The sequence below is a fragment of the Nissabacter sp. SGAir0207 genome (assembly GCF_005491205.1).
In the GTDB taxonomy this organism is placed as follows: domain Bacteria; phylum Pseudomonadota; class Gammaproteobacteria; order Enterobacterales; family Enterobacteriaceae; genus Chimaeribacter.
Genome location: NZ_CP028035.1, coordinates 550,159 through 568,311 on the forward strand (window position 1 = coordinate 550,159; position 18,153 = coordinate 568,311).

The 18,153-nt window shown below is 62.7% G+C and carries 15 protein-coding genes; 10 read left to right on the top strand and 5 right to left on the bottom strand.

Annotated features, from left to right (window positions below):
* Window positions 1–8: 8 nt before the first annotated feature.
* The 3 genes from C1N62_RS02445 to tolC all read right to left on the bottom strand — a co-directional run bounded on the left by C1N62_RS02445 (window position 9) and on the right by tolC (window position 3,453).
* Window positions 9–1,169 carry a glutathionylspermidine synthase family protein gene (locus C1N62_RS02445; protein ID WP_137762129.1) on the bottom strand — a complete coding sequence of 387 codons (1,161 nt, stop codon included), beginning with the start codon at window positions 1,167–1,169 and terminating at the stop codon, window positions 9–11.
* A 1-nt stretch (window position 1,170) separates the two neighbouring features.
* The gene (locus tag C1N62_RS02450; protein ID WP_137762130.1) at window positions 1,171–1,812 is read right to left on the bottom strand and encodes a DUF1190 family protein; all 642 of its coding nucleotides are present in this window, start codon (window positions 1,810–1,812) and stop codon (window positions 1,171–1,173) included.
* A 168-nt stretch (window positions 1,813–1,980) separates the two neighbouring features.
* Window positions 1,981–3,453 carry an outer membrane channel protein TolC gene (gene tolC, locus C1N62_RS02455; RefSeq protein WP_137762131.1) on the bottom strand — a complete coding sequence of 491 codons (1,473 nt, stop codon included), beginning with the start codon at window positions 3,451–3,453 and terminating at the stop codon, window positions 1,981–1,983.
* A gap of 229 nt (window positions 3,454–3,682) precedes the next feature.
* Between tolC and nudF the strand changes: the two genes are divergently transcribed.
* From nudF to C1N62_RS02485, 6 genes are all read left to right on the top strand, one after another.
* Complete coding sequence (gene nudF / locus C1N62_RS02460) at window positions 3,683–4,324, top strand: ADP-ribose diphosphatase (RefSeq protein WP_137762132.1); 642 nt, start codon at window positions 3,683–3,685, stop codon at window positions 4,322–4,324.
* The gene (locus tag C1N62_RS02465; protein ID WP_137764880.1) at window positions 4,317–4,742 is read left to right on the top strand and encodes a DUF1249 family protein; all 426 of its coding nucleotides are present in this window, start codon (window positions 4,317–4,319) and stop codon (window positions 4,740–4,742) included. The genes nudF and C1N62_RS02465 overlap by 8 nt, the downstream gene beginning before the upstream one ends.
* Before the next feature lie 27 nt (window positions 4,743–4,769).
* On the top strand, window positions 4,770–5,597 hold the full coding sequence (gene cpdA, locus C1N62_RS02470; RefSeq protein WP_137762133.1) for a 3',5'-cyclic-AMP phosphodiesterase: 828 nt from the start codon (window positions 4,770–4,772) through the stop codon (window positions 5,595–5,597).
* Window positions 5,597–6,178, top strand: coding sequence for an esterase YqiA (yqiA, locus tag C1N62_RS02475; protein ID WP_137762134.1), 582 nt, complete (start codon window positions 5,597–5,599; stop codon window positions 6,176–6,178). Before cpdA ends, yqiA begins: the two co-directional genes overlap by 1 nt.
* A gap of 102 nt (window positions 6,179–6,280) precedes the next feature.
* Window positions 6,281–8,176, top strand: coding sequence for a DNA topoisomerase IV subunit B (gene parE / locus C1N62_RS02480; protein ID WP_137762135.1), 1,896 nt, complete (start codon window positions 6,281–6,283; stop codon window positions 8,174–8,176).
* Between the two features lie 68 nt (window positions 8,177–8,244).
* Window positions 8,245–9,141 carry a LysR substrate-binding domain-containing protein gene (locus C1N62_RS02485; RefSeq protein WP_137762136.1) on the top strand — a complete coding sequence of 299 codons (897 nt, stop codon included), beginning with the start codon at window positions 8,245–8,247 and terminating at the stop codon, window positions 9,139–9,141.
* Window positions 9,142–9,186: 45 nt separating this feature from the next.
* Here C1N62_RS02485 and C1N62_RS02490 read toward each other — a convergent pair whose 3' ends face one another.
* Together C1N62_RS02490 and C1N62_RS02495 are read right to left on the bottom strand one after the other, a co-directional pair.
* Entirely contained in the window at window positions 9,187–9,492 is a 306-nt protein-coding gene (locus C1N62_RS02490; RefSeq protein ID WP_137762137.1) for a putative quinol monooxygenase, read from the bottom strand.
* A gap of 110 nt (window positions 9,493–9,602) precedes the next feature.
* Entirely contained in the window at window positions 9,603–10,187 is a 585-nt protein-coding gene (locus tag C1N62_RS02495) for an NAD(P)H-dependent oxidoreductase (protein ID WP_137762138.1), read from the bottom strand.
* Between the two features lie 304 nt (window positions 10,188–10,491).
* Between C1N62_RS02495 and parC the strand changes: the two genes are divergently transcribed.
* From parC to C1N62_RS02515, 4 genes are all read left to right on the top strand, one after another.
* On the top strand, window positions 10,492–12,768 hold the full coding sequence (parC, locus tag C1N62_RS02500) for a DNA topoisomerase IV subunit A (protein ID WP_137762139.1): 2,277 nt from the start codon (window positions 10,492–10,494) through the stop codon (window positions 12,766–12,768).
* 294 nt (window positions 12,769–13,062) lie between these two features.
* Window positions 13,063–13,806 (top strand): 1-acylglycerol-3-phosphate O-acyltransferase, encoded by a 744-nt coding sequence (locus C1N62_RS02505; protein ID WP_137762140.1) that lies wholly within the window; start codon window positions 13,063–13,065, stop codon window positions 13,804–13,806.
* Between the two features lie 108 nt (window positions 13,807–13,914).
* A complete protein-coding gene (ftsP, locus tag C1N62_RS02510) occupies window positions 13,915–15,330 on the top strand; it encodes a cell division protein FtsP (RefSeq protein ID WP_137762141.1) in 1,416 nt (471 codons plus the stop codon).
* A gap of 128 nt (window positions 15,331–15,458) precedes the next feature.
* Window positions 15,459–17,894 carry a DmsA/YnfE/YnfF family dimethyl sulfoxide reductase gene (locus tag C1N62_RS02515; RefSeq protein ID WP_137762142.1) on the top strand — a complete coding sequence of 812 codons (2,436 nt, stop codon included), beginning with the start codon at window positions 15,459–15,461 and terminating at the stop codon, window positions 17,892–17,894.
* The last annotated feature ends 259 nt before the right edge of the window (window positions 17,895–18,153 follow it).

The window sequence follows — 18,153 nt, forward strand, 5'->3', positions numbered from 1 at the left end:
CCCGGTATTTAGCCAACAATCACATGCGGGTAGAAGCGTGACAGATCCTGGGTAATCAGCGCCCGATCCTCACGCACGCCCATGCCGCAGGGCTGGTCATCCACCAGCCAACTGCCAATCAGCGCGTAGCTGTCGCCAAATTTCGGCAGTGGGTGGAACTGCTGGACGATCATGCCCTCCTCACCATACGGGCCGTCCACGCGCTCCAGCTCCTGACCATCCTTAATAATGCGGATGTTGGCCCCCTCGCGGGAGAAGAGCGGCTTGACCACGTAGTGATCCAGCGGCGGGTGCGGCGCATCGGCAAAGTAGGCTGGCAGCAGGTTGGGGTGGTTGGGGAACATCTCCCACAGCAGCGGCAACAGCGCCTTGTTGGAGAGAATGCCCTTCCACGCCGGTTCCAGCCAGCGTACCCCGGCATCCTCCAGCTTGGTGGAGAAGACCTCGCGGAACATGAACTCCCACGGGTAGAGCTTGAACAGGTTGCCAATCACCTGATCGTCCAGATCTGTGAACTGCCCGCGCTCGCCAAGGCCAATCTCATCAATGTAGAGGAAACGGCTGGGCAGCCCGGCCTCCTGGGCGCAATCCTGCAAATACTGCACGGTGCCGCGATCCTCATCGCTGTCACGGTAGCAGGTGAAGTGCAGCTGGCTGAAGCCGTGGCGCGCCTTCAGGTCAGCGAAGCGCTCAATCAGCCGCTCCTGCAAACTGTTGAACTGATCCGCGCCCGCTGGCACTTTGCCAGCCGCCAGTTGATCCTCCAGCCACAGCCACTGGAAAAACGCCGCTTCATACAGCGAGGTGGGGGTGTCGGCATTATTCTCCAGCAGCTTCGGCGGGTTGACGCCGTCGTAGGCCAGATCGAGCCGCGAGTAGAGCGACGGCTGGCCGGTGCGCCAGGAACTGCGCACAAACTCCCGGCAGTGCGCCGGAATCTGGCAGCGCGCCAGCAACTCGTCGCTGTTTACCACCCGCTCGACCACCTTGAGGCACATCTGGTGCAGTTCGGCAGTGGCCGCCTCAATCTCCTCCACCTGTTTCAGGGTGAAGGCGTAGCAGGCGTCCTCACACCAGTATGGTTCGCCATACATGGTGTGGTACTGAAAGCCGAACTCTTCCGCTTTGGCGCGCCAGTTGGGGCGCTCCGGCAGGGTAATGCGTCTCATGTTATCCCCCGTACGAGCGGTGGGAGCCGCTGCTCATGCTGCTGCGCTGAGCGGAGTTCTGCTTGGCGACGCTCTCACCAAAGCCGCCACGGGTGATGGTGCTGGTGGTGGCCGGTTTCGGTGCCATTGCGGAGGGCGGCACGTTGACGGTGCGGCCCGGCGTGGCGCTGCCATAGCTGCGGCCACTGGCATCGACAAACTGTCCGTTGGCCGGGCTGGCCGCCGAGCGCGGGGTAAAGAGCGGCTGCTGGCGGTAGCCGCCGCCGCCCATCATCCGGCCCATCATGTAGCCGGCCATCAGTGGCATCCAGAAGCTGCCGCTCTCCTGGGGCGCGGCGCTGGCCTGCGCAGGTGCCTGTGTGCACTGCCCCTCGCCAAACTCGGCGACGCAATCCTCACGGCTGGCGTACTTGGGCGCGGTGCGCGCCGCCTCTTTCTGCGCTTCGTTAAAGGCGGTTTTGCACTGCTCGGCATTGGATGGATTGGCTTTGCTGCAGTCGTCGGCATTTTGGTACATCGAGACCGTTTCATCGGCCTGCTCACAGCCGGCCAGGGCAAAGGCCGCGCCGATCGCCAGCGCCAGCGGTGCCATGCGGCACGACTTGCGGAACGCCGGCAGGTTGATGCTTCTCGTCCGTTTCATTGTGATATCTCCCCTTTTATATAGGGCGGAACGCCCTCCCAGAGGGCATAAGGATAGGCGAAAGCTGATTACGTTTAAAGCAAGCGTACGCCACAATCAGGGTGAACGCCCGCTTATGGGGCCAGAAAGAGAGACGGCGCCACAGGGGCGCCGTCAGGGGGCAGGGGATCAGTGCCGGAACGGGTTGGCCGAGGCTTTCGCTGGCTGGGTGCGGGCCTGATTTTGGCCCTGCATCTGCACTTCGCCGCTCTCTGGCTTCACGCCGCCATCCACCGCCGCATCCTGTGCCGCGTTCTCCGGGGCGACCGCTTCTGGCGTGGTCGGCACCGGCTTGCCCAGTGCGCCGTTCAGCATCTGGAGGTCATTCTCATTCAGCGTGCCGAGGGCTGATTTCACGTTCAACTGGTTGATCAGGTAGTTGTAACGCGCGCTGGAGAGTTGCTGCTTGGCGTTGTAGAGCGTGGTGGTGGCATCCAGCACGTCAACAATGGTGCGCGTCCCCACCTGATAGCCAGCTTCCGTCGCATCCAGCGAGCTTTGCGCCGACACCACTGCCTGTTTGTAGGCGTTGATGCTGCTGATGGAGGCAGAGATATTGTTGAAGGAGGAGCGAACGGTCTGCACCACGCTGCGGTGCGCGCTCTCCAGCTGCTCGCTGGCGCTGACGAAGTTGTACTGCGCCTGCTTGACCTGCGAGGTCACCGCGCCACCGCTGTAGAGCGGCAGGTTGAAGCTCAGGCCAATCTGGTTCTGGCCAGCGTCGGTGTCGCTGTTGAGGTTGCGCGAGCCGCTATATTTGCTGTTGCTGATGCCGGAGGAGGCATTCAGGTCGAGGGTCGGCAGGTGGCCAGACTGGTAGTAGCGGATCTGCTCACGCGCCAGATCCTGCGACAGGCGGGCGGAGAGCAGGTTGAGGTTGCGGCTCTCGGCCTCTTTCAGCAGGCTGCTGACCGGCTGCGGGCGCTGGGTATTGAAGGTGTCGATGTTGAGCGACGACAGCTCCGGGTAGTACTGGCCGGTCACCTGGCGCAGGGACTCCAGCGCGTTGTCCAGGTCGTTGCGGGCTGTGACTTCATTGGCCAGTACGCTATCATATTGGGCGCGGGCGTTCTGGACATCGGTGATCGCCACCAGCCCCACGTTGAAGCGCTGGGTGGTCTGGTCGAGCTGGCGGTAGATCGCCTGTTTCTGCGCTTCAATATAAGAAAGCGTATCAATCGCGCTCAACACATTGAAGTATGCCGTCGCGGTGTTTAAGATCAGGTTCTGCTGCGCCGTCTGGTAGGTGACATCCTGGATGCCTGCCTGCTTCTCCTGCAACGTCAGCGCACGCCATTTGGACATATCAAACAGGGTCTGGGTCAGTTGCAACGCGCCGCTGGTGACATTGCTCTCCGTATCCCGGGCATCCTTGAAGCCGCTGGTATAGGTGTAATCCGCACCCAAACCGAGTTGTGGCAGCAACGGACTGCGAGTCTCATTAATCTTTTCAAAGGCAGCATCGCGCTCTGCGGCAGACTGACGCAGGTCTGGGTTACTTTGGCGCGCCTGCTGATAAACCTGGAGAAGGTTCTCGGCGTGGCCCAGTTGACTCAGGCCAGACAGGCTCAGGCCAATAAGAAAGGGGAGCAGTTTCTTCATTTGCATTCCTTGTAATACAGCAGCGTTGCTTATTATGTATGGGCTGTCGATAACGAAAATTTTGCCGATTCTATCAGAGTATTAGATACAGGCGAGGTGGCTTAACGTGCCATCGCCCTTGAATCCTGTCAATCTACCACAACTATGTCCGAGTATAATTTATGAACATTCACGGTATTGACCTAAAACCGGTCAATAGCGCCATTATACTCACCAGAGAGGGATCATCATGGCTTCATCCAACAACCCGTCGCCCGTCACCTTCACCAAAAATGATGTAGAAATTATTGCACGTGAGACACTCTACAGTGGTTTTTTTTCGCTCACCGCCTATCGTTTCCGTCACCGTCTGTTCAATGGCGAAATGAGTGGTGAAGTGCGGCGTGAGGTGTTTGAGCGCGGCCATGCCGCGGTGCTGTTGCCCTATGATCCCAAGCGCGACGAAGTGGTACTGGTAGAGCAGTTGCGTTTCCCGGCGCTGGAGACCAGCGACACGCCGTGGTTGCTGGAGATGGTGGCCGGCATTATTGAGCCAGGCGAAAGCCCGGAGCAGGTGGCCCGCCGTGAGGCGGTGGAGGAGGCCGGCCTGACGGTCGCGCGTTGCAAGCCGGTGCTGAGCTACCTCGCCAGCCCCGGCGGCACCAGCGAGCGTCTCTCCGTGATGGTCGGCGAAGTGGATGCCAGGACGGCGGAGGGTCTGCATGGACTGGCAGAGGAACATGAGGATATCCGGGTACATGTGGTCAGCCGCGAGCAGGCCTGTCGATGGGTGGAAGAAGGAGCTATTGATAACGCGGCCTCAATCATTGCCCTGCAATGGCTGGCGCTGCACCATGAATCGTTACGAAAAGAGTGGTCAACTGATGATTAAGCGCTATATCCCTGATTTCCCTGAAATGATGCGGCTGTGCGAAACCAATTTCGCGCAATTACGACGGTTGCTGCCGCGCAACGACGCCGCCGGTGAGACAATCAGCTATCAGGTGAATGGCGCCACCTACCGTTTGACGATTGTCGAATCCACGCGCTATACCTCTTTGGTGGAGATCCAGCAGACGGCCCCGGCGGTGAGCTACTGGAGCCTGCCGGCCATGACCGTGCGGCTCTACCACGACGCGATGGTGGCGGAAGTGTGTTCCAGCCAGCAGATCTATCGTTTCAAAGCACGTTATGATTATCCTAATAAAAAGTTGCATCAACGCGATGAAAAGCATCAAATTAACCAGTTTCTTGCTGATTGGTTGCGCTACTGTTTAGCGCATGGAGCGATGGCGGTTCCGGTTTGTTAGACAGAGTGAGATAACAAAGGACACCATTTGGAAAGCCTGTTTACGCTGCCTGTGGCCGGTGACGCCAAGGTCAGGATATTACAAATAACCGATACGCACCTGTTTGCCGGCGAGCACCAGACGCTGCTGGGCGTCAATACGCTCCGCAGTTACCACGCCGTGCTGGATGCGATTGCCGCCGAACAGCGGCCGGTTGACCTTATCGCGGCCACGGGCGATCTGGCGCAGGATCACTCGCTGGCGGCCTACCGCCACTTCACTGCCGGTATCCACCGTTTTCAGGCGCCCTGTCTCTGGCTGCCGGGCAACCACGATTTCCAGCCAGCGATGGTGGATGCGCTGGCCGAGGCGGGCATCGCCCCCTCTAAACAGGCGCTGTTGGGCGATCACTGGCAGGTGGTGCTGCTCGACACCCAGGTGTTCGGCGTGCCGCACGGTGCCCTGAGCGAGTACCAGCTGGAGTGGCTGGAGCGCTGCCTGAAGGCTTACCCTGAGCGCCACACCCTGCTGATGCTGCACCACCACCCGCTGCCCTCCGGCTGCACCTGGCTTGACCAGCACAGCCTGCGCAACGCCCATGAGCTGGCGGCGCTGCTGGCACGTTACCCACAGGTCTCCACACTGCTGTGCGGCCATATCCATCAGGAGATGGACGAGGAGTGGCATGGCCGCCGCCTGCTGGCGACGCCCTCCACCTGCGTCCAGTTCAAGCCGCACTGCACCAACTTCACCATCGACAGCGTGGCGCCCGGCTGGCGCTACCTCGATCTCTGGCCAGATGGCCGGCTGGAGACCGAGGTGTGCCGTCTCACCACGGATGAGTTCAGCCCGGACATGGATTCGGACGGTTATTGATGAACACCTTACTCTACCTGCACGGCTTTAATAGCTCCCCCCGTTCGGCAAAGGCCAGCGCCATGAAGGCCTGGCTGGCGGAACACCACCCGCACATTGAGATGCTGGTGCCGCAGCTGCCGCCCTTCCCGGACGCGGTGGCGGAGCTGCTGGAGAGCGTGGTGATGACGCGCGCTGGCGAGCGCATCGGCATTGTCGGCTCCTCGCTCGGCGGTTACTACGCCACCTGGCTGTCGCAGTGCTTCGCCATTCCGGCGGTGGTGGTCAATCCGGCGGTGCGCCCTCATGAGCTGCTGATCGACTATCTGGGGCAAAATCAGAACCCCTACACCGGCCAGCAATATGTGTTAGAGTCTCGCCACGTCTACGACCTGCGCGTGATGCAGGTCGATCCCCTGGAGTCGCCGGATCTGATCTGGCTGCTGCAACAGACCGGAGATGAGATCCTCGATTACCGCCAGGCCGTGACCTACTACACGCCTTGCCGCCAGACGGTGGAAACGGGCGGCAACCACACCTTCGTCGGTTTCGAACGCTTCTTCTCTCCGATTATCGATTTTCTCGGGCTGGCGTCTGACTGACGCCCTGTGCCACACCGCCCGCCACCAACCGGGCGGTGCGCCGCGCCAACCGGCCGGCGTCCGCCAGCCCACCAACCACTGGCCACGAATAGTAATCAAACGATGAGTCAATCAAGTTATAACGCAGATTCCATTGAGGTACTCAGCGGCCTTGAGCCGGTGCGCCGCCGTCCCGGCATGTACACCGATACCTCGCGCCCCAACCATCTGGGGCAGGAAGTCATTGATAACAGCGTCGATGAGGCGCTGGCTGGCCATGCGCGCCGCGTTGAGGTGATCCTCCATGCCGACCAGTCGCTCGAGGTGATCGACGACGGCCGCGGTATGCCGGTGGACATCCACCCGGAAGAGGGCATCCCGGCGGTGGAGTTGATCTTCTGCCGCCTGCACGCTGGCGGTAAGTTCTCCAACAAGAACTACCAGTTCTCCGGCGGCCTGCACGGCGTGGGGATCTCGGTGGTGAACGCGCTCTCCACCCGCGTGGAGGTGACGGTCAAGCGGGGCGGCAACGTCTATGAGATGGCGTTTGAGAATGGCGAGAAGGTGCAGGATCTGGCGGTCACCGGCAGCTGCGCCAAACGCGTCACCGGCACCCGCGTCCAGTTCTGGCCGGATGGCAGCTTCTTCGACAGCCCGCGCTTCTCCATCAGCCGCCTGTCGCACCTGCTGAAAGCCAAGGCCGTGCTCTGCCCCGGCGTGGAGATCCTGTTCAAGGACAAGCTCAACAACACCGAGCAGCGCTGGTGCTACGAAGATGGCCTCACCGACTACCTGATGGAGTCGGTCAACGGCCTGATCACCCTGCCGGAGAAGCCGTTCGTCGGCTCTTTCGCCGGTGACACCGAGGCAGTGGATTGGGCGCTGCTCTGGCTGCCGGAGGGCGGCGAGCTGCTGGCCGAGAGCTACGTCAACCTGATCCCGACCATGCAGGGCGGCACCCACGTCAACGGCCTGCGTCAGGGGCTGCTGGACGCAATGCGCGAGTTCTGCGAATTCCGCAACATCCTGCCGCGCGGCGTCAAGCTGTCGGCGGAGGATATCTGGGATCGCTGCGCGCATGTGCTGTCGGTCAAGATGCAGGATCCGCAGTTTGCTGGCCAGACCAAAGAGCGCCTCTCCTCGCGCCAGTGCGCGGCCTTCGTCTCCGGCGTGGTGAAAGATGCCTTCAGCCTGTGGCTCAACCAGAACGTGCAAGCCGCCGAGCAGCTCGCGGAGCTGGCCATCTCCAGCGCCCAGCGCCGGATGCGCGCCGCCAAGAAAGTGGTGCGCAAAAAGCTGACCAGCGGCCCGGCACTGCCCGGCAAACTGGCGGATTGCACCTCGCAAGACCTGAGCATGACCGAGCTGTTCCTGGTGGAAGGGGACTCGGCGGGCGGCTCCGCCAAGCAGGCGCGCGACCGCGAGTATCAGGCGATCATGCCGCTCAAGGGCAAGATCCTGAACACCTGGGAGGTCTCCTCCGACGAGGTGCTGGCTTCGCAGGAGGTGCATGACATCTCCGTCGCCATCGGCATGGACCCGGACAGCGAGAACCTCTCCCAGCTGCGCTACGGCAAGATCTGTATCCTCGCGGATGCGGACTCCGATGGCCTGCACATCGCCACGCTGCTCTGCGCGCTGTTCGTACGCCACTTCCGCTCGCTGGTGAAGGGCGGCCACGTCTACGTGGCAATGCCGCCGCTCTACCGCATCGACCTGGGCAAAGAGGTCTACTATGCGCTGGATGAGGAGGAGAAGGCCGGGGTGCTGGATCAGCTCAAACGCAAGAAGGGCAAACCCAACGTCCAGCGCTTCAAGGGGCTGGGCGAGATGAACCCGATGCAGCTGCGTGAGACCACCCTCGACCCGAACACCCGCCGTCTGGTGCAGTTGACCATCAATGACGAGGATGTGGAGCAGACCGTCGCCATGATGGACATGCTGCTGGCCAAGAAGCGGTCGGAAGATCGCCGCAACTGGTTGCAGGACAAGGGCGACAAAGCCGAACTGGCAGTCTGATGTGCTGATGTGATGATACCGGCCGCCCCCAGGGGCGGCCGGATGCGTTTCTGCTGCGGGGGAGATGGATGAAGATCACCTTGGATGAGTTGCTTGCCTTTACCGTCGTCACGGACAGTGGCTCGATTACCGCCGCCGCCGAGCAGCTGGGGCAGACCACTTCGGGCATCAGCCGCGCCCTGAGCCGGTTGGAGAGCAAGCTGGACACCACGCTGTTGCGCCGCACCACCCGTCGGCTGGAGTTGACGGAGGAGGGGGCGCTGTTCCTGAACCACGCCCGGCAGATCGTGCAGTCGGTGGAGCAGGCGGAGGAGCAGATCGCCCTGCGCCGCGAGATGCCAGCCGGGCGGCTGCGGGTCAATGCCGCCGCGCCCTTCATGGAGCATGTGATTGTGCCGCTGGTGGGCGGTTTCCGCCGTCGCTACCCGCAGGTGGAGCTGGAGCTGAACAGCGACAACCAGATTATCGATCTGCTGGAGCGGCGCACGGATGTGGCGATCCGCATCGGCGAGCTGCGCGACTCCTCGATCCACGCCCGGCTGCTGGGGCGCAGCCAGCTACGTATCCTCGCCAGCCCGGCCTATCTGGCACGCCACGGCGAGCCGCAGCAGGTTACGGATCTGGCGCGCCACAGCCTGCTGGGCTTTACCCAGCCGGAGTCACTCAACCAGTGGCCGCTGCGTGCCGCCAACGGCGAACGGCTGACCATCACCCCGGCGCTCAGCGCCTCCAGCGGCGAGACGTTGCGCCACCTGGCGTTGCAGGGCGAGGGGATTGTGCAACTGGCGGATTTCATGACCCGCGAGGATTGCCGACAGGGGCGGCTGGTGCCGGTGCTGGCGGAACTGACCGAGACGGAGACGCAGCCGATCCACGCGGTCTACTACCGCAACACCCAGTTGGTGGCGCGCATCACCTGCTTTTTGGACTACATCAGCGAGCAGATGGCGCACGACTGGCTGTAGCGCGCAGAAAAAAGGCCGCGTCAGCGGCCTCAGGTGGGGGGCGGGTCAGGGCTTCTCAAGGATATGGATCACCACATCCTCGACATCCTGCTTGATCGCCTCCCGGTGGTGATCCATGTGCGCCTGCTGCTGGTGCTGCTCGAGGTGGCTCAGGCTCTCCCACTCCTCATACATAAAGATGGCGTCCGGCGCGGTCTTGCGCCACGGCACCTGCGCGTTGAGGTCAACCAGCGGCTGGTAGCAGCCACAGCCCGCCTCGGCGCGCACCGTCGGCAGCAGCGCCTCGATCTGCGCCAGCACGGCGTCGCGGCGGCCGGGCTTAACCTGGATTTCAGCAATAACAGTGATCATCGTTACCTCGTAGCGTCCATACGGCGGGGAAGGGGCGGCCAGCAGGCGGCCCGGTCAGCCATCAGAGTGTGGCCGCTGGGGCGCCACGGCGCCAGCGGCCATTGTCTGATTTAGCCGTTGAAGACGTTGTCGAGGTGCGCGCGGTAGCGAACGATGTCGTTCTCAATGTCCGGCTGCTTGATCACGTCGTTGCAGATAAAGGTCGGCAGGCCCGCCATGCCCAGGAACTCGTTGGCCTTGTGGAAGTGCATGTAAACGCCATCGACGCCCACGCCGTGGAAGAACTGCTCCTGGTCGGTGAAGGCCTCCAGCGGGGCATTCCAGGTCAGGGAGAGCATGTAGGTCTTGCCCTGCAACAGGCCGCCGGAGCCATATTTTTTCGCCGCGTCGGCGCGGGTGCGGCCATCGCTGGCATATAATTTACCGTGACCCTCGGTAAAGACCTCATCGATGTACTTTTTCATGATCCACGGTTCGCCCATCCACCAGCCCGGCATCTGGTAGATCACGGTGTCTGCCCACAGGTAGTTCTCCACCTCGGCGGGCACCTCATAGCCCTGGTCGATGTTGACCACACGGACGTCATGGCCGCTGTCACGCAGGAAGGAGGCCGCCACTTCAGTCAGGGTGTCGTTCAGTGCGCCTTTGGAGTGGGCAAAGGTTTTTGCCGCATTCAGAATCAGGATGTTGCTCATTTATTATTCGCCCTATCAATAGACATGGTGGGCAGTATAGCGGCGCAACCGGATAGAAAAAATGTGCGATGGCGCACAACACTCTTGACTAAAATGCAACAAAGCAGCGGATTTAGCGAGCCTGCGTCCATATTTCACCCGGATAGCCGGGCCGCCCCGCCTGGCACGCCGGTGGCTGTGACAGTGCCATGCCAGATGTTGTACTATCGCCGCATCATGCGCCCCGCGCCGGGATCTACCCGCCGGCCGTGGGCTGATGCTTCAATGCAGAACAAAACGCTACGGGTGTAAGGATAAACATTTAATGAGCGACATGACTCATGACGGTGCTGAGCGCTTAGCGCTGCACAAGTTTACTGAGAACGCCTACCTCAACTACTCCATGTACGTCATCATGGACCGGGCGCTGCCCTTTATCGGCGATGGCCTGAAGCCAGTGCAGCGCCGCATCGTCTATGCGATGTCAGAGCTGGGCCTGAACGCGAGCGCCAAATTCAAGAAGTCGGCCCGTACCGTCGGCGACGTGCTGGGCAAATACCACCCGCACGGCGACAGCGCCTGCTATGAGGCGATGGTACTGATGGCGCAGCCCTTCTCCTACCGCTACCCGCTGGTGGATGGGCAGGGCAACTGGGGTGCGCCGGACGATCCGAAATCCTTCGCCGCGATGCGTTACACCGAATCCCGCCTGTCAAAATATGCCGAAGTGCTGCTGCGCGAGCTGGGGCAGGGCACGGTGGAGTGGATCCCGAACTTTGACGGCACGCTGGACGAGCCGAAAATGCTGCCAGCGCGCCTGCCCAACATCCTGCTGAACGGTACCACCGGCATCGCGGTGGGCATGGCCACCGACATCCCGCCGCACAACCTGCGTGAAGTGGCCGCCGCCGCCGTGATGCTGCTGGAGAAACCCGCCACCGGGCTGGATGAGCTGCTGACCCACGTGCAGGGGCCGGACTTCCCGACCGAGGCGGAGATCATCACGCCGCGTGACGAGATCCGCAAACTCTACCAAACCGGGCGTGGCTCGGTGCGGATGCGCGCGGTATGGAAAAAGGAAGAGGGCGACGTGGTGATCACCGCGTTGCCGCATCAGGTCTCCGGTGCCAAGGTGCTGGAGCAGATCGCCAGCCAGATGCGCGCCAAGAAGCTGCCGATGGTGGAGGATCTGCGTGACGAGTCAGACCACGAGAACCCGACCCGTCTGGTGGTGGTGCCGCGCTCCAACCGCGTGGACATGGATCAGGTGATGAACCACCTGTTCGCCACCACCGATCTGGAGAAGAGCTACCGCGTCAACATGAACATGATCGGCCTCGACGGCCGACCAATGGTCAAGGGGCTGGTGGAGATCCTGACGGAGTGGCTGGCGTTCCGCCGCAACACCGTGCGCCTGCGCCTCAACCACCGTCTGGAGCGGGTGCTGAAGCGCCTGCACATCCTTGAGGGGTTGCTGACCGCCTTCCTCAATATCGATGACGTGATCCACATCATCCGCAGCGAAGATGAGCCGAAGCCGGTGCTGATGGCACGCTTCGCGCTGAGCGAGACGCAGGCCGAGGCGATCCTTGACCTGAAACTGCGCCACCTCGCCAAGCTGGAAGAGATGAAGATCCGTGGCGAGCAGGATGAGCTGGCCAAGGAGCGCGACCAGATCCAAGCGACGCTGGCCTCCGAGCGCAAGATGAACACGCTGATCCGCAAGGAGATCCAGGCGGATGCCGAAGCCTACGGCGACCCGCGCCGCTCGCCGCTGCATGAGCGCAGCGAAGCCAAGGCGCTGAGCGAAACCGACATCCTGCCCTCTGAGCCAGTGACCGTTGTGCTGTCGCAGATGGGCTGGGTACGCAGCGCCAAGGGGCATGACATCGACCCGACCGGCCTGAGCTACAAGGCCGGGGATAGCTTCCTCGGCGCGGCGCGCGGCAAGAGCAACCAGCCGGTGGTGTTTATCGACTCCACCGGCCGCAGCTACGCCCTTGAGCCGACCACGCTGCCCTCCGCGCGCGGGCAGGGCGAGCCGCTGACCGGCAAGCTGACCCCGCCGCCGGGTGCGGTGGTGGAGCAGGTGCTGATGGCGGCAGACAACCAGAAGCTGCTGATGGCCTCTGACGCTGGCTACGGCTTTGTCTGTACCTTCAACGATTTGGTGGCGCGCAACCGCGCTGGCAAGGCGATGCTGACCCTGCCGGAGAATGCCAAGGCACTGACGCCGCTGGAGATTCATGGCGAGGATGACATGCTGCTCGCCATCACCGCGGCGGGCCGGATGCTGATGTTCCCGGTGGCGGATCTGCCGCAGCTGTCGAAGGGCAAGGGCAACAAGATTGTCTCCATCCCGGCGGCACAGGCCGCGGCGGGTGAGGATCGGCTGGCCTGGCTGTTCGTGCTGCCGCCGCAAACCTCCCTGACGCTGCATATCGGCAAGCGCAAGCTGACGCTGCGCCCGGAAGATTTGCAGAAATACCGCGCCGAGCGTGGCCGCAAAGGCACGCTGCTGCCGCGTGGCCTGCAACGCATCGACCGGGTTGACGTGGATGCACCGGCACGCCCGGAAGCGGCCGCCAGCAGCGACGAGTAACCCAGCCACGGCCCGGTGCCCCGGTGATGCCGGGACGCCGGGCATGGGCGCGGCCGCACAAAAAGTGCCAAGCCTCTCTAATCCGTCGTTTTTCTCGGTGAATATTCACCGTTTGCATTAATATAGCCGTTGTATCACCCGGCCTGAGGATTTCGCAGGACGGGTGAGCAAGGGTGAGCAGGGCACCTTTGTCTCTATAAAACAGCCTGTGAGGGTTTGTCAGGAGCAAGGAGACCGGCGTCGGGGCGGCACAGTGGTGCGCCTGGGGCTGGCGTTTCGCTAACGAGGTTTTTTATGTTGTTGATTTTACGTGCCATCATTGTCACGCTGTTTTCGCTACTGATCTGTATCTTCGGGTCAATTTTCTGTCTCTTCAGCCCGCGTAATCCCCGCCATGTGGCGCGGTTCGGCCACATGTTTGGCCGCCTCTCCAAGGTGTTTGGCCTGAAGGTGGAGCAGCGCATCCCGCCTGAGGCCGCGCACTATGGCAACTGTATCTACATTGCCAACCACCAGAATAACTATGACATGGTTACCGCCGCCAACGTGGTGCAGCCGCGTACCGTGACGGTGGGCAAAAAGAGCCTGCTGTGGATCCCGTTCTTCGGCCCGCTTTACTGGCTGACCGGCAACCTGCTGATTGACCGTGACAACCGCGCCCGTGCGCACGGCACCATTTCGCAGGTGGTGGAGCAGTTCAAAAAGCGCAACATCTCCATCTGGATGTTCCCGGAGGGCACCCGCAGCCGTGGCCGCGGCCTGATGCCTTTCAAAACCGGTGCGTTCCATGCGGCGATTGCCGCGGGCGTGCCGATTGTGCCAATCTGCGTCTCCAACACCCACGGCAAAATCAACCTGAACCGCTGGTCAAATGGTTTGGTGATTGTAGAAATGCTGCCGCCCATCGATACCACAGAGTATGGAAAAGAGCGGGTTCGTGAGCTGGCCGAGCACTGCCGCACGTTGATGCAGGCTAAAATCAACGAGCTGGATGCGGAAGTGGCCGCCCGAGAAGCGGCCGCCAAACGCAAGAAGTAACCGCTTTCCGGCCTGGGATTCAGGCCGCTGCCCGGTGCGCCGGGCCCTTTTCACCCTGCCTCCGGGCGGGGTTTTGCACACAGTCATATTGCTTGTCATGGAGAAGATATGTCACTCAGTCGACGTCAGTTTTTACAGGCATCGGGCATGGCGCTGGCTGCCGGGGCGATGCCGCTGAGGGCAGAGGCGAACGGAACGCAGACCGCCCTCCCGGTTCCGCCGCTGTTGGAGTCGCGCCGTGGGCAACCGCTGTTCCTGACCCTGCAACGCGCCCACTGGTCATTCAACGGTGGCGCGAAGGCCAGCGTCTGGGGCGTCAACGGCCTCTATCTGGGGCCAACGGTGCGCGTCTACAGCGGGGATGACGTCAAACTGATCTACAGCAACCGGCTGAGTGAGCCGGTCGCCATGACCGTCAGTGGCCTGCAAGTGCCGGGTACACTGACCGGCGGGGCAGGGCGCATGATGTCGCCGGGCGTTGACTGGGCGCCGGTACTGCCCATCCGCCAGCCAGCCGCCACCTGCTGGTATCACGCCAACACCCCCAACCGGATGGCCCCGCACCTCTACAACGGGCTGGCCGGGCTGTGGCTGGTGGAGGACAGCGTCAGCAAATCCCTGCCGCTGCCGAGCCACTACGGCGTGGATGACTTCCCGCTAATCCTCCAGGACAAGCGCCTCGACAACTTCGGCACCCCGCAATATGACGCGCCCGCGCAGGGCGGCTTCCTCGGCGACACGCTGCTGGTGAATGGCGTGGAAAGCCCCTACGTCGAGGTGTCACGCGGCTGGGTGCGCCTGCGCCTGCTGAATGCCTCCAACTCGCGCCGCTTCATGCTAAAGATGAGCGACAACCGCCCGTTCCACGTGGTGGCCGCCGATCAGGGCTTCCTGCCCGCGCCGGTGGCGGTGCCGCACCTCTCGCTGGCCCCCGGCGAGCGGCGCGAAATTCTGGTGGATATGTCGCAGGGCGATGAGGTGTCAATCACCGCCGGTGAGGCGGCGGGCATCATGGATCGGCTGCGCGGGCTGTTTGAGCCGTCGAGCATTCTGGTCAACACGCTGGTGCTGACGCTGAAACCCACCGGCCTGCTGCCACTGGTGACGGATAACCTGCCGATGCGCCTGCTGGCCGACCAACTGCTGGAGGGGAGCGTAGTGCGCACGCGCGATTTCCGCCTCGGCGACAATCAGGCTGGCATCAATGGCGCGGTGTGGGACATGAACCGCACGGACGCGCAGGCGGTGCAGGGCACCTGGGAGCGCTGGACGGTACGCGCCGATCTGCCGCAATCCTTCCATATTCAGGGTGTCTCCTTCCTGGTGAAGAGCGTCAATGGCGGGCCGCCGCTGGCGGAGGATGCCGGTTTCAAGGATACCGTCTGGGTGGATGGCCAGGTGGAGCTGCTGGTCTACTTCAACCAGCCCTCGTTTGAGCACTTCCCCTTCCTGTTCTACAGCCAGACGCTGGAGATGGCCGATCGCGGCTCCGCCGGCCAACTGGTGGTGCAACCCGCCAACTGAGAGAGGGCAGGGCGCCCGCCCTGCCTGCTTTTCCTTTCCCCTCCCGGCCTGTTGCTTGATAAAGAGCAAGGCATTCGCACGCGCTTTTTGTTACTCCAGCCTGTGGTTAACCATCAGGAGGGGAGAGTATGAGCGACAACAGTGCGACGCCCAGCCAACGGGGCGGTATCACACGGCGCGGCTTGCTGAAGGGCAGTGGGCTGGCGCTGGCGGCGGGCGCGGTGCGATTGCCCTTTGGCACGGCAGGGGCCACGCCCACGCCAGCACGCGAACCGGAGGAGCGGGTGGTTTGGAGCCTCTGCTCCGTCAACTGCGGCAGCCGCTGCGCCCTGCGGCTGCATGTGCAGGATGAGTGCGTCACCTGGGTGGAGAGCGACAACACCGGGGCCGATGCGTGGGGCGATCACCAGATCCGCGCCTGTTTGCGCGGTCGCTCGATCCGGCGGCGGATGAACCATCCGGCGCGCCTCAACTACCCGATGAAGCGGGTCGGCAAGCGCGGTGAGGGCAAATTCAAGCGCATCAGCTGGGAGGAGGCGCTGGACACGCTGGCGCAGCGGCTGAAGCAGACCGTCGAAACCTATGGCAACGAGGCGGTCTATCTCAACTATTCGTCCGGTATCGTCGGCGGCAACCTGACGCGCTCGTCCCCCTATGCCTCGCTGGTGGCGCGCCTGATGAACTGCTACGGCGGCTTCCTCAGCCACTATGGCACCTACAGCACCGCCCAGATCGCCGCCGCCATGCCCTACACCTACGGCGGCAACGACGGCAACAGTCCCTCGGATATCGTCAACAGCGAGCTGGTGGTGATGTTCGGCAACAACCCGGCGGAGACGCGCATGAGCGGCGCGGGCGTCACCTACCTGCTCCAGCAGGCGCGGGCGCGCAGCGGCGCACGGATGATAGTGATCGATCCACGTTACACCGACACCGCCGCCGGGCGTGAGGATGAGTGGATCCCGATCCGTCCCGGCACCGATGCCGCGCTGGTCAGCGCGCTGGCCTATGTGATGATCACTGAGGATCGTGTCGATCAGGCGTTTCTGGATCGCTACTGCGTTGGCTACGATGAGAAGACCCTGCCAACCGGCGCGCCCGCCAACGGCCACTACAAAGCCTATATTCTGGGGCAGGGGGAGGATGGCACCGCCAAAACGCCGCAATGGGCGGAGGCGATCACGGGCATCCCGCAGGATCGCATCGTCGCGCTGGCGCGTGAGATCGCCACTGCCAAGCCAGCCTGCATCATGCAGGGCTGGGGGCCGCAGCGGCAGGCCAATGGTGAGCTGACCTCGCGCGCCATCGCCATGCTCGCCATCCTGACCGGCAACGTCGGGCTACCCGGCGGCGGCACTGGCGCGCGCGAGTCGAGCTATACCTGCACCATCGAACGGATGCCAGTGCTGGAGAACCCGGTGCGCACCAGCATCCCGGTGTTCGCCTGGACGGACGCCATCATCCGCGCCCAGGAGATGACCGAGCTACGCGACGGCGTGCGCGGCAAAGCCCGACTGGAGACGCCGATCAAGTTCATCTGGAACTACGCTGGCAATACGCTGATCAACCAGCACTCTGACATCAATTGCACCCATGAGATTTTGCAGGATGAAAGCCTGTGTGAAACCATCGTGGTGATCGACAATTTCATGACCTCTTCGGCGCGCTACGCTGACCTGCTGCTGCCGGATCTGATGACCACCGAGCAGGAGGACATTGTTGCCAATGAGTCCGCTGGCCACATGGGCTACCTGATCTTCGGCCAGCCAGCCACGCCCGCCAAATTTGAGCGGCGCGGCATCTATGAGATCCTGAGCGGCGTGGCGGCGCGGCTCGGGCCAGAGGTGCTGCAACGCTTCACCGAGGGGCGCAGCCAGTCGGCGTGGCTGCACTGGCTCTATGACAAGATGCGCGCCCGCGATCCGCAGCTCCCGACGTATGAGGCGCTGCGGGCGGCTGGCATCTACCGTCAGCGCGACCCGGCTGGCCACTTCGTGGCCTATCGCGCCTTCCGGGAAGACCCCGAGGCTAATCCGCTCGCCACTCCCTCCGGCAAGATTGAGATCTACTCCAGCGCGCTGGCGGAGATTGCCGCCCGCTGGACGTTGCAGGCCGATGAGGTGATCAGCCCGCTGCCGATCTACCATCCCGGTTTTGAGGGCTGGGATGACCCACGTTTTGCCCGCTACCCGCTGCAACTGTTTGGCTACCACCACAAGGCACGCACCCACTCCACCTACGGCAACATCGACGTGTTGCAGGCGGCGGCACGGCAGGAGGTGTGGATCAACCCGCTGGATGCGGCGGCACGCCAGATCAGGGATGGCGACCGGGTGCGGGTGTTCAACGATCGCGGCGACGTGCGGCTGGTCGCCAAGGTCACGCCGCGCATCATGCCGGGCGTGACGGCGATGGGGCAGGGCGCATGGCATCAGGCGAATATGCAGGGCGACAGGGTCGATCACGGTGGCTGCATCAATACCCTGACCTCACACCGCCCCTCACCGCTCGCCAAGGGCAATCCGCAACACAGCAATCGGGTAGAGATCGAGAGGGTACAGTGACGCAGGCGGTGCCATCGCCGGGAATATGCGAGCCGCACCGCACGCTGAAAAAGCTGGCCGCCACGCCCTTCAATTCAATTCTGGATCTGACTCACAGAACCTGACAAAAACTGCAACCGGTTACTGTAACCGGTTGCAGTTACGCATTTTTCTTGCCCATACTTGAGCGCGCCCTCCTCCGTTTCCTCAATGATCCAGGGAGCGTCGGATGCACGAAACACACTATTGGCCAGCCGTTGGCTGGCATTGGCAATGAAGC

Bases quoted from the DNA above. Each gene is read 5' to 3' on its own strand.
- C1N62_RS02445 (WP_137762129.1), bottom strand. From the start codon at position 1,169: ATGAGACGCATTACCCTGCCGGAGCGCCCCAACTGGCGCGCCAAAGCG.
- C1N62_RS02450 (WP_137762130.1), bottom strand. From the start codon at position 1,812: ATGAAACGGACGAGAAGCATCAACCTGCCGGCGTTCCGCAAGTCGTGC.
- tolC (WP_137762131.1), bottom strand. From the start codon at position 3,453: ATGAAGAAACTGCTCCCCTTTCTTATTGGCCTGAGCCTGTCTGGCCTG.
- nudF (WP_137762132.1), top strand. From the start codon at position 3,683: ATGGCTTCATCCAACAACCCGTCGCCCGTCACCTTCACCAAAAATGAT.
- C1N62_RS02465 (WP_137764880.1), top strand. From the start codon at position 4,317: ATGATTAAGCGCTATATCCCTGATTTCCCTGAAATGATGCGGCTGTGC.
- yqiA (WP_137762134.1), top strand. From the start codon at position 5,597: ATGAACACCTTACTCTACCTGCACGGCTTTAATAGCTCCCCCCGTTCG.
- parE (WP_137762135.1), top strand. From the start codon at position 6,281: ATGAGTCAATCAAGTTATAACGCAGATTCCATTGAGGTACTCAGCGGC.
- C1N62_RS02485 (WP_137762136.1), top strand. From the start codon at position 8,245: ATGAAGATCACCTTGGATGAGTTGCTTGCCTTTACCGTCGTCACGGAC.
- C1N62_RS02490 (WP_137762137.1), bottom strand. From the start codon at position 9,492: ATGATCACTGTTATTGCTGAAATCCAGGTTAAGCCCGGCCGCCGCGAC.
- C1N62_RS02495 (WP_137762138.1), bottom strand. From the start codon at position 10,187: ATGAGCAACATCCTGATTCTGAATGCGGCAAAAACCTTTGCCCACTCC.
- parC (WP_137762139.1), top strand. From the start codon at position 10,492: ATGAGCGACATGACTCATGACGGTGCTGAGCGCTTAGCGCTGCACAAG.
- C1N62_RS02505 (WP_137762140.1), top strand. From the start codon at position 13,063: ATGTTGTTGATTTTACGTGCCATCATTGTCACGCTGTTTTCGCTACTG.
- ftsP (WP_137762141.1), top strand. From the start codon at position 13,915: ATGTCACTCAGTCGACGTCAGTTTTTACAGGCATCGGGCATGGCGCTG.
- C1N62_RS02515 (WP_137762142.1), top strand. From the start codon at position 15,459: ATGAGCGACAACAGTGCGACGCCCAGCCAACGGGGCGGTATCACACGG.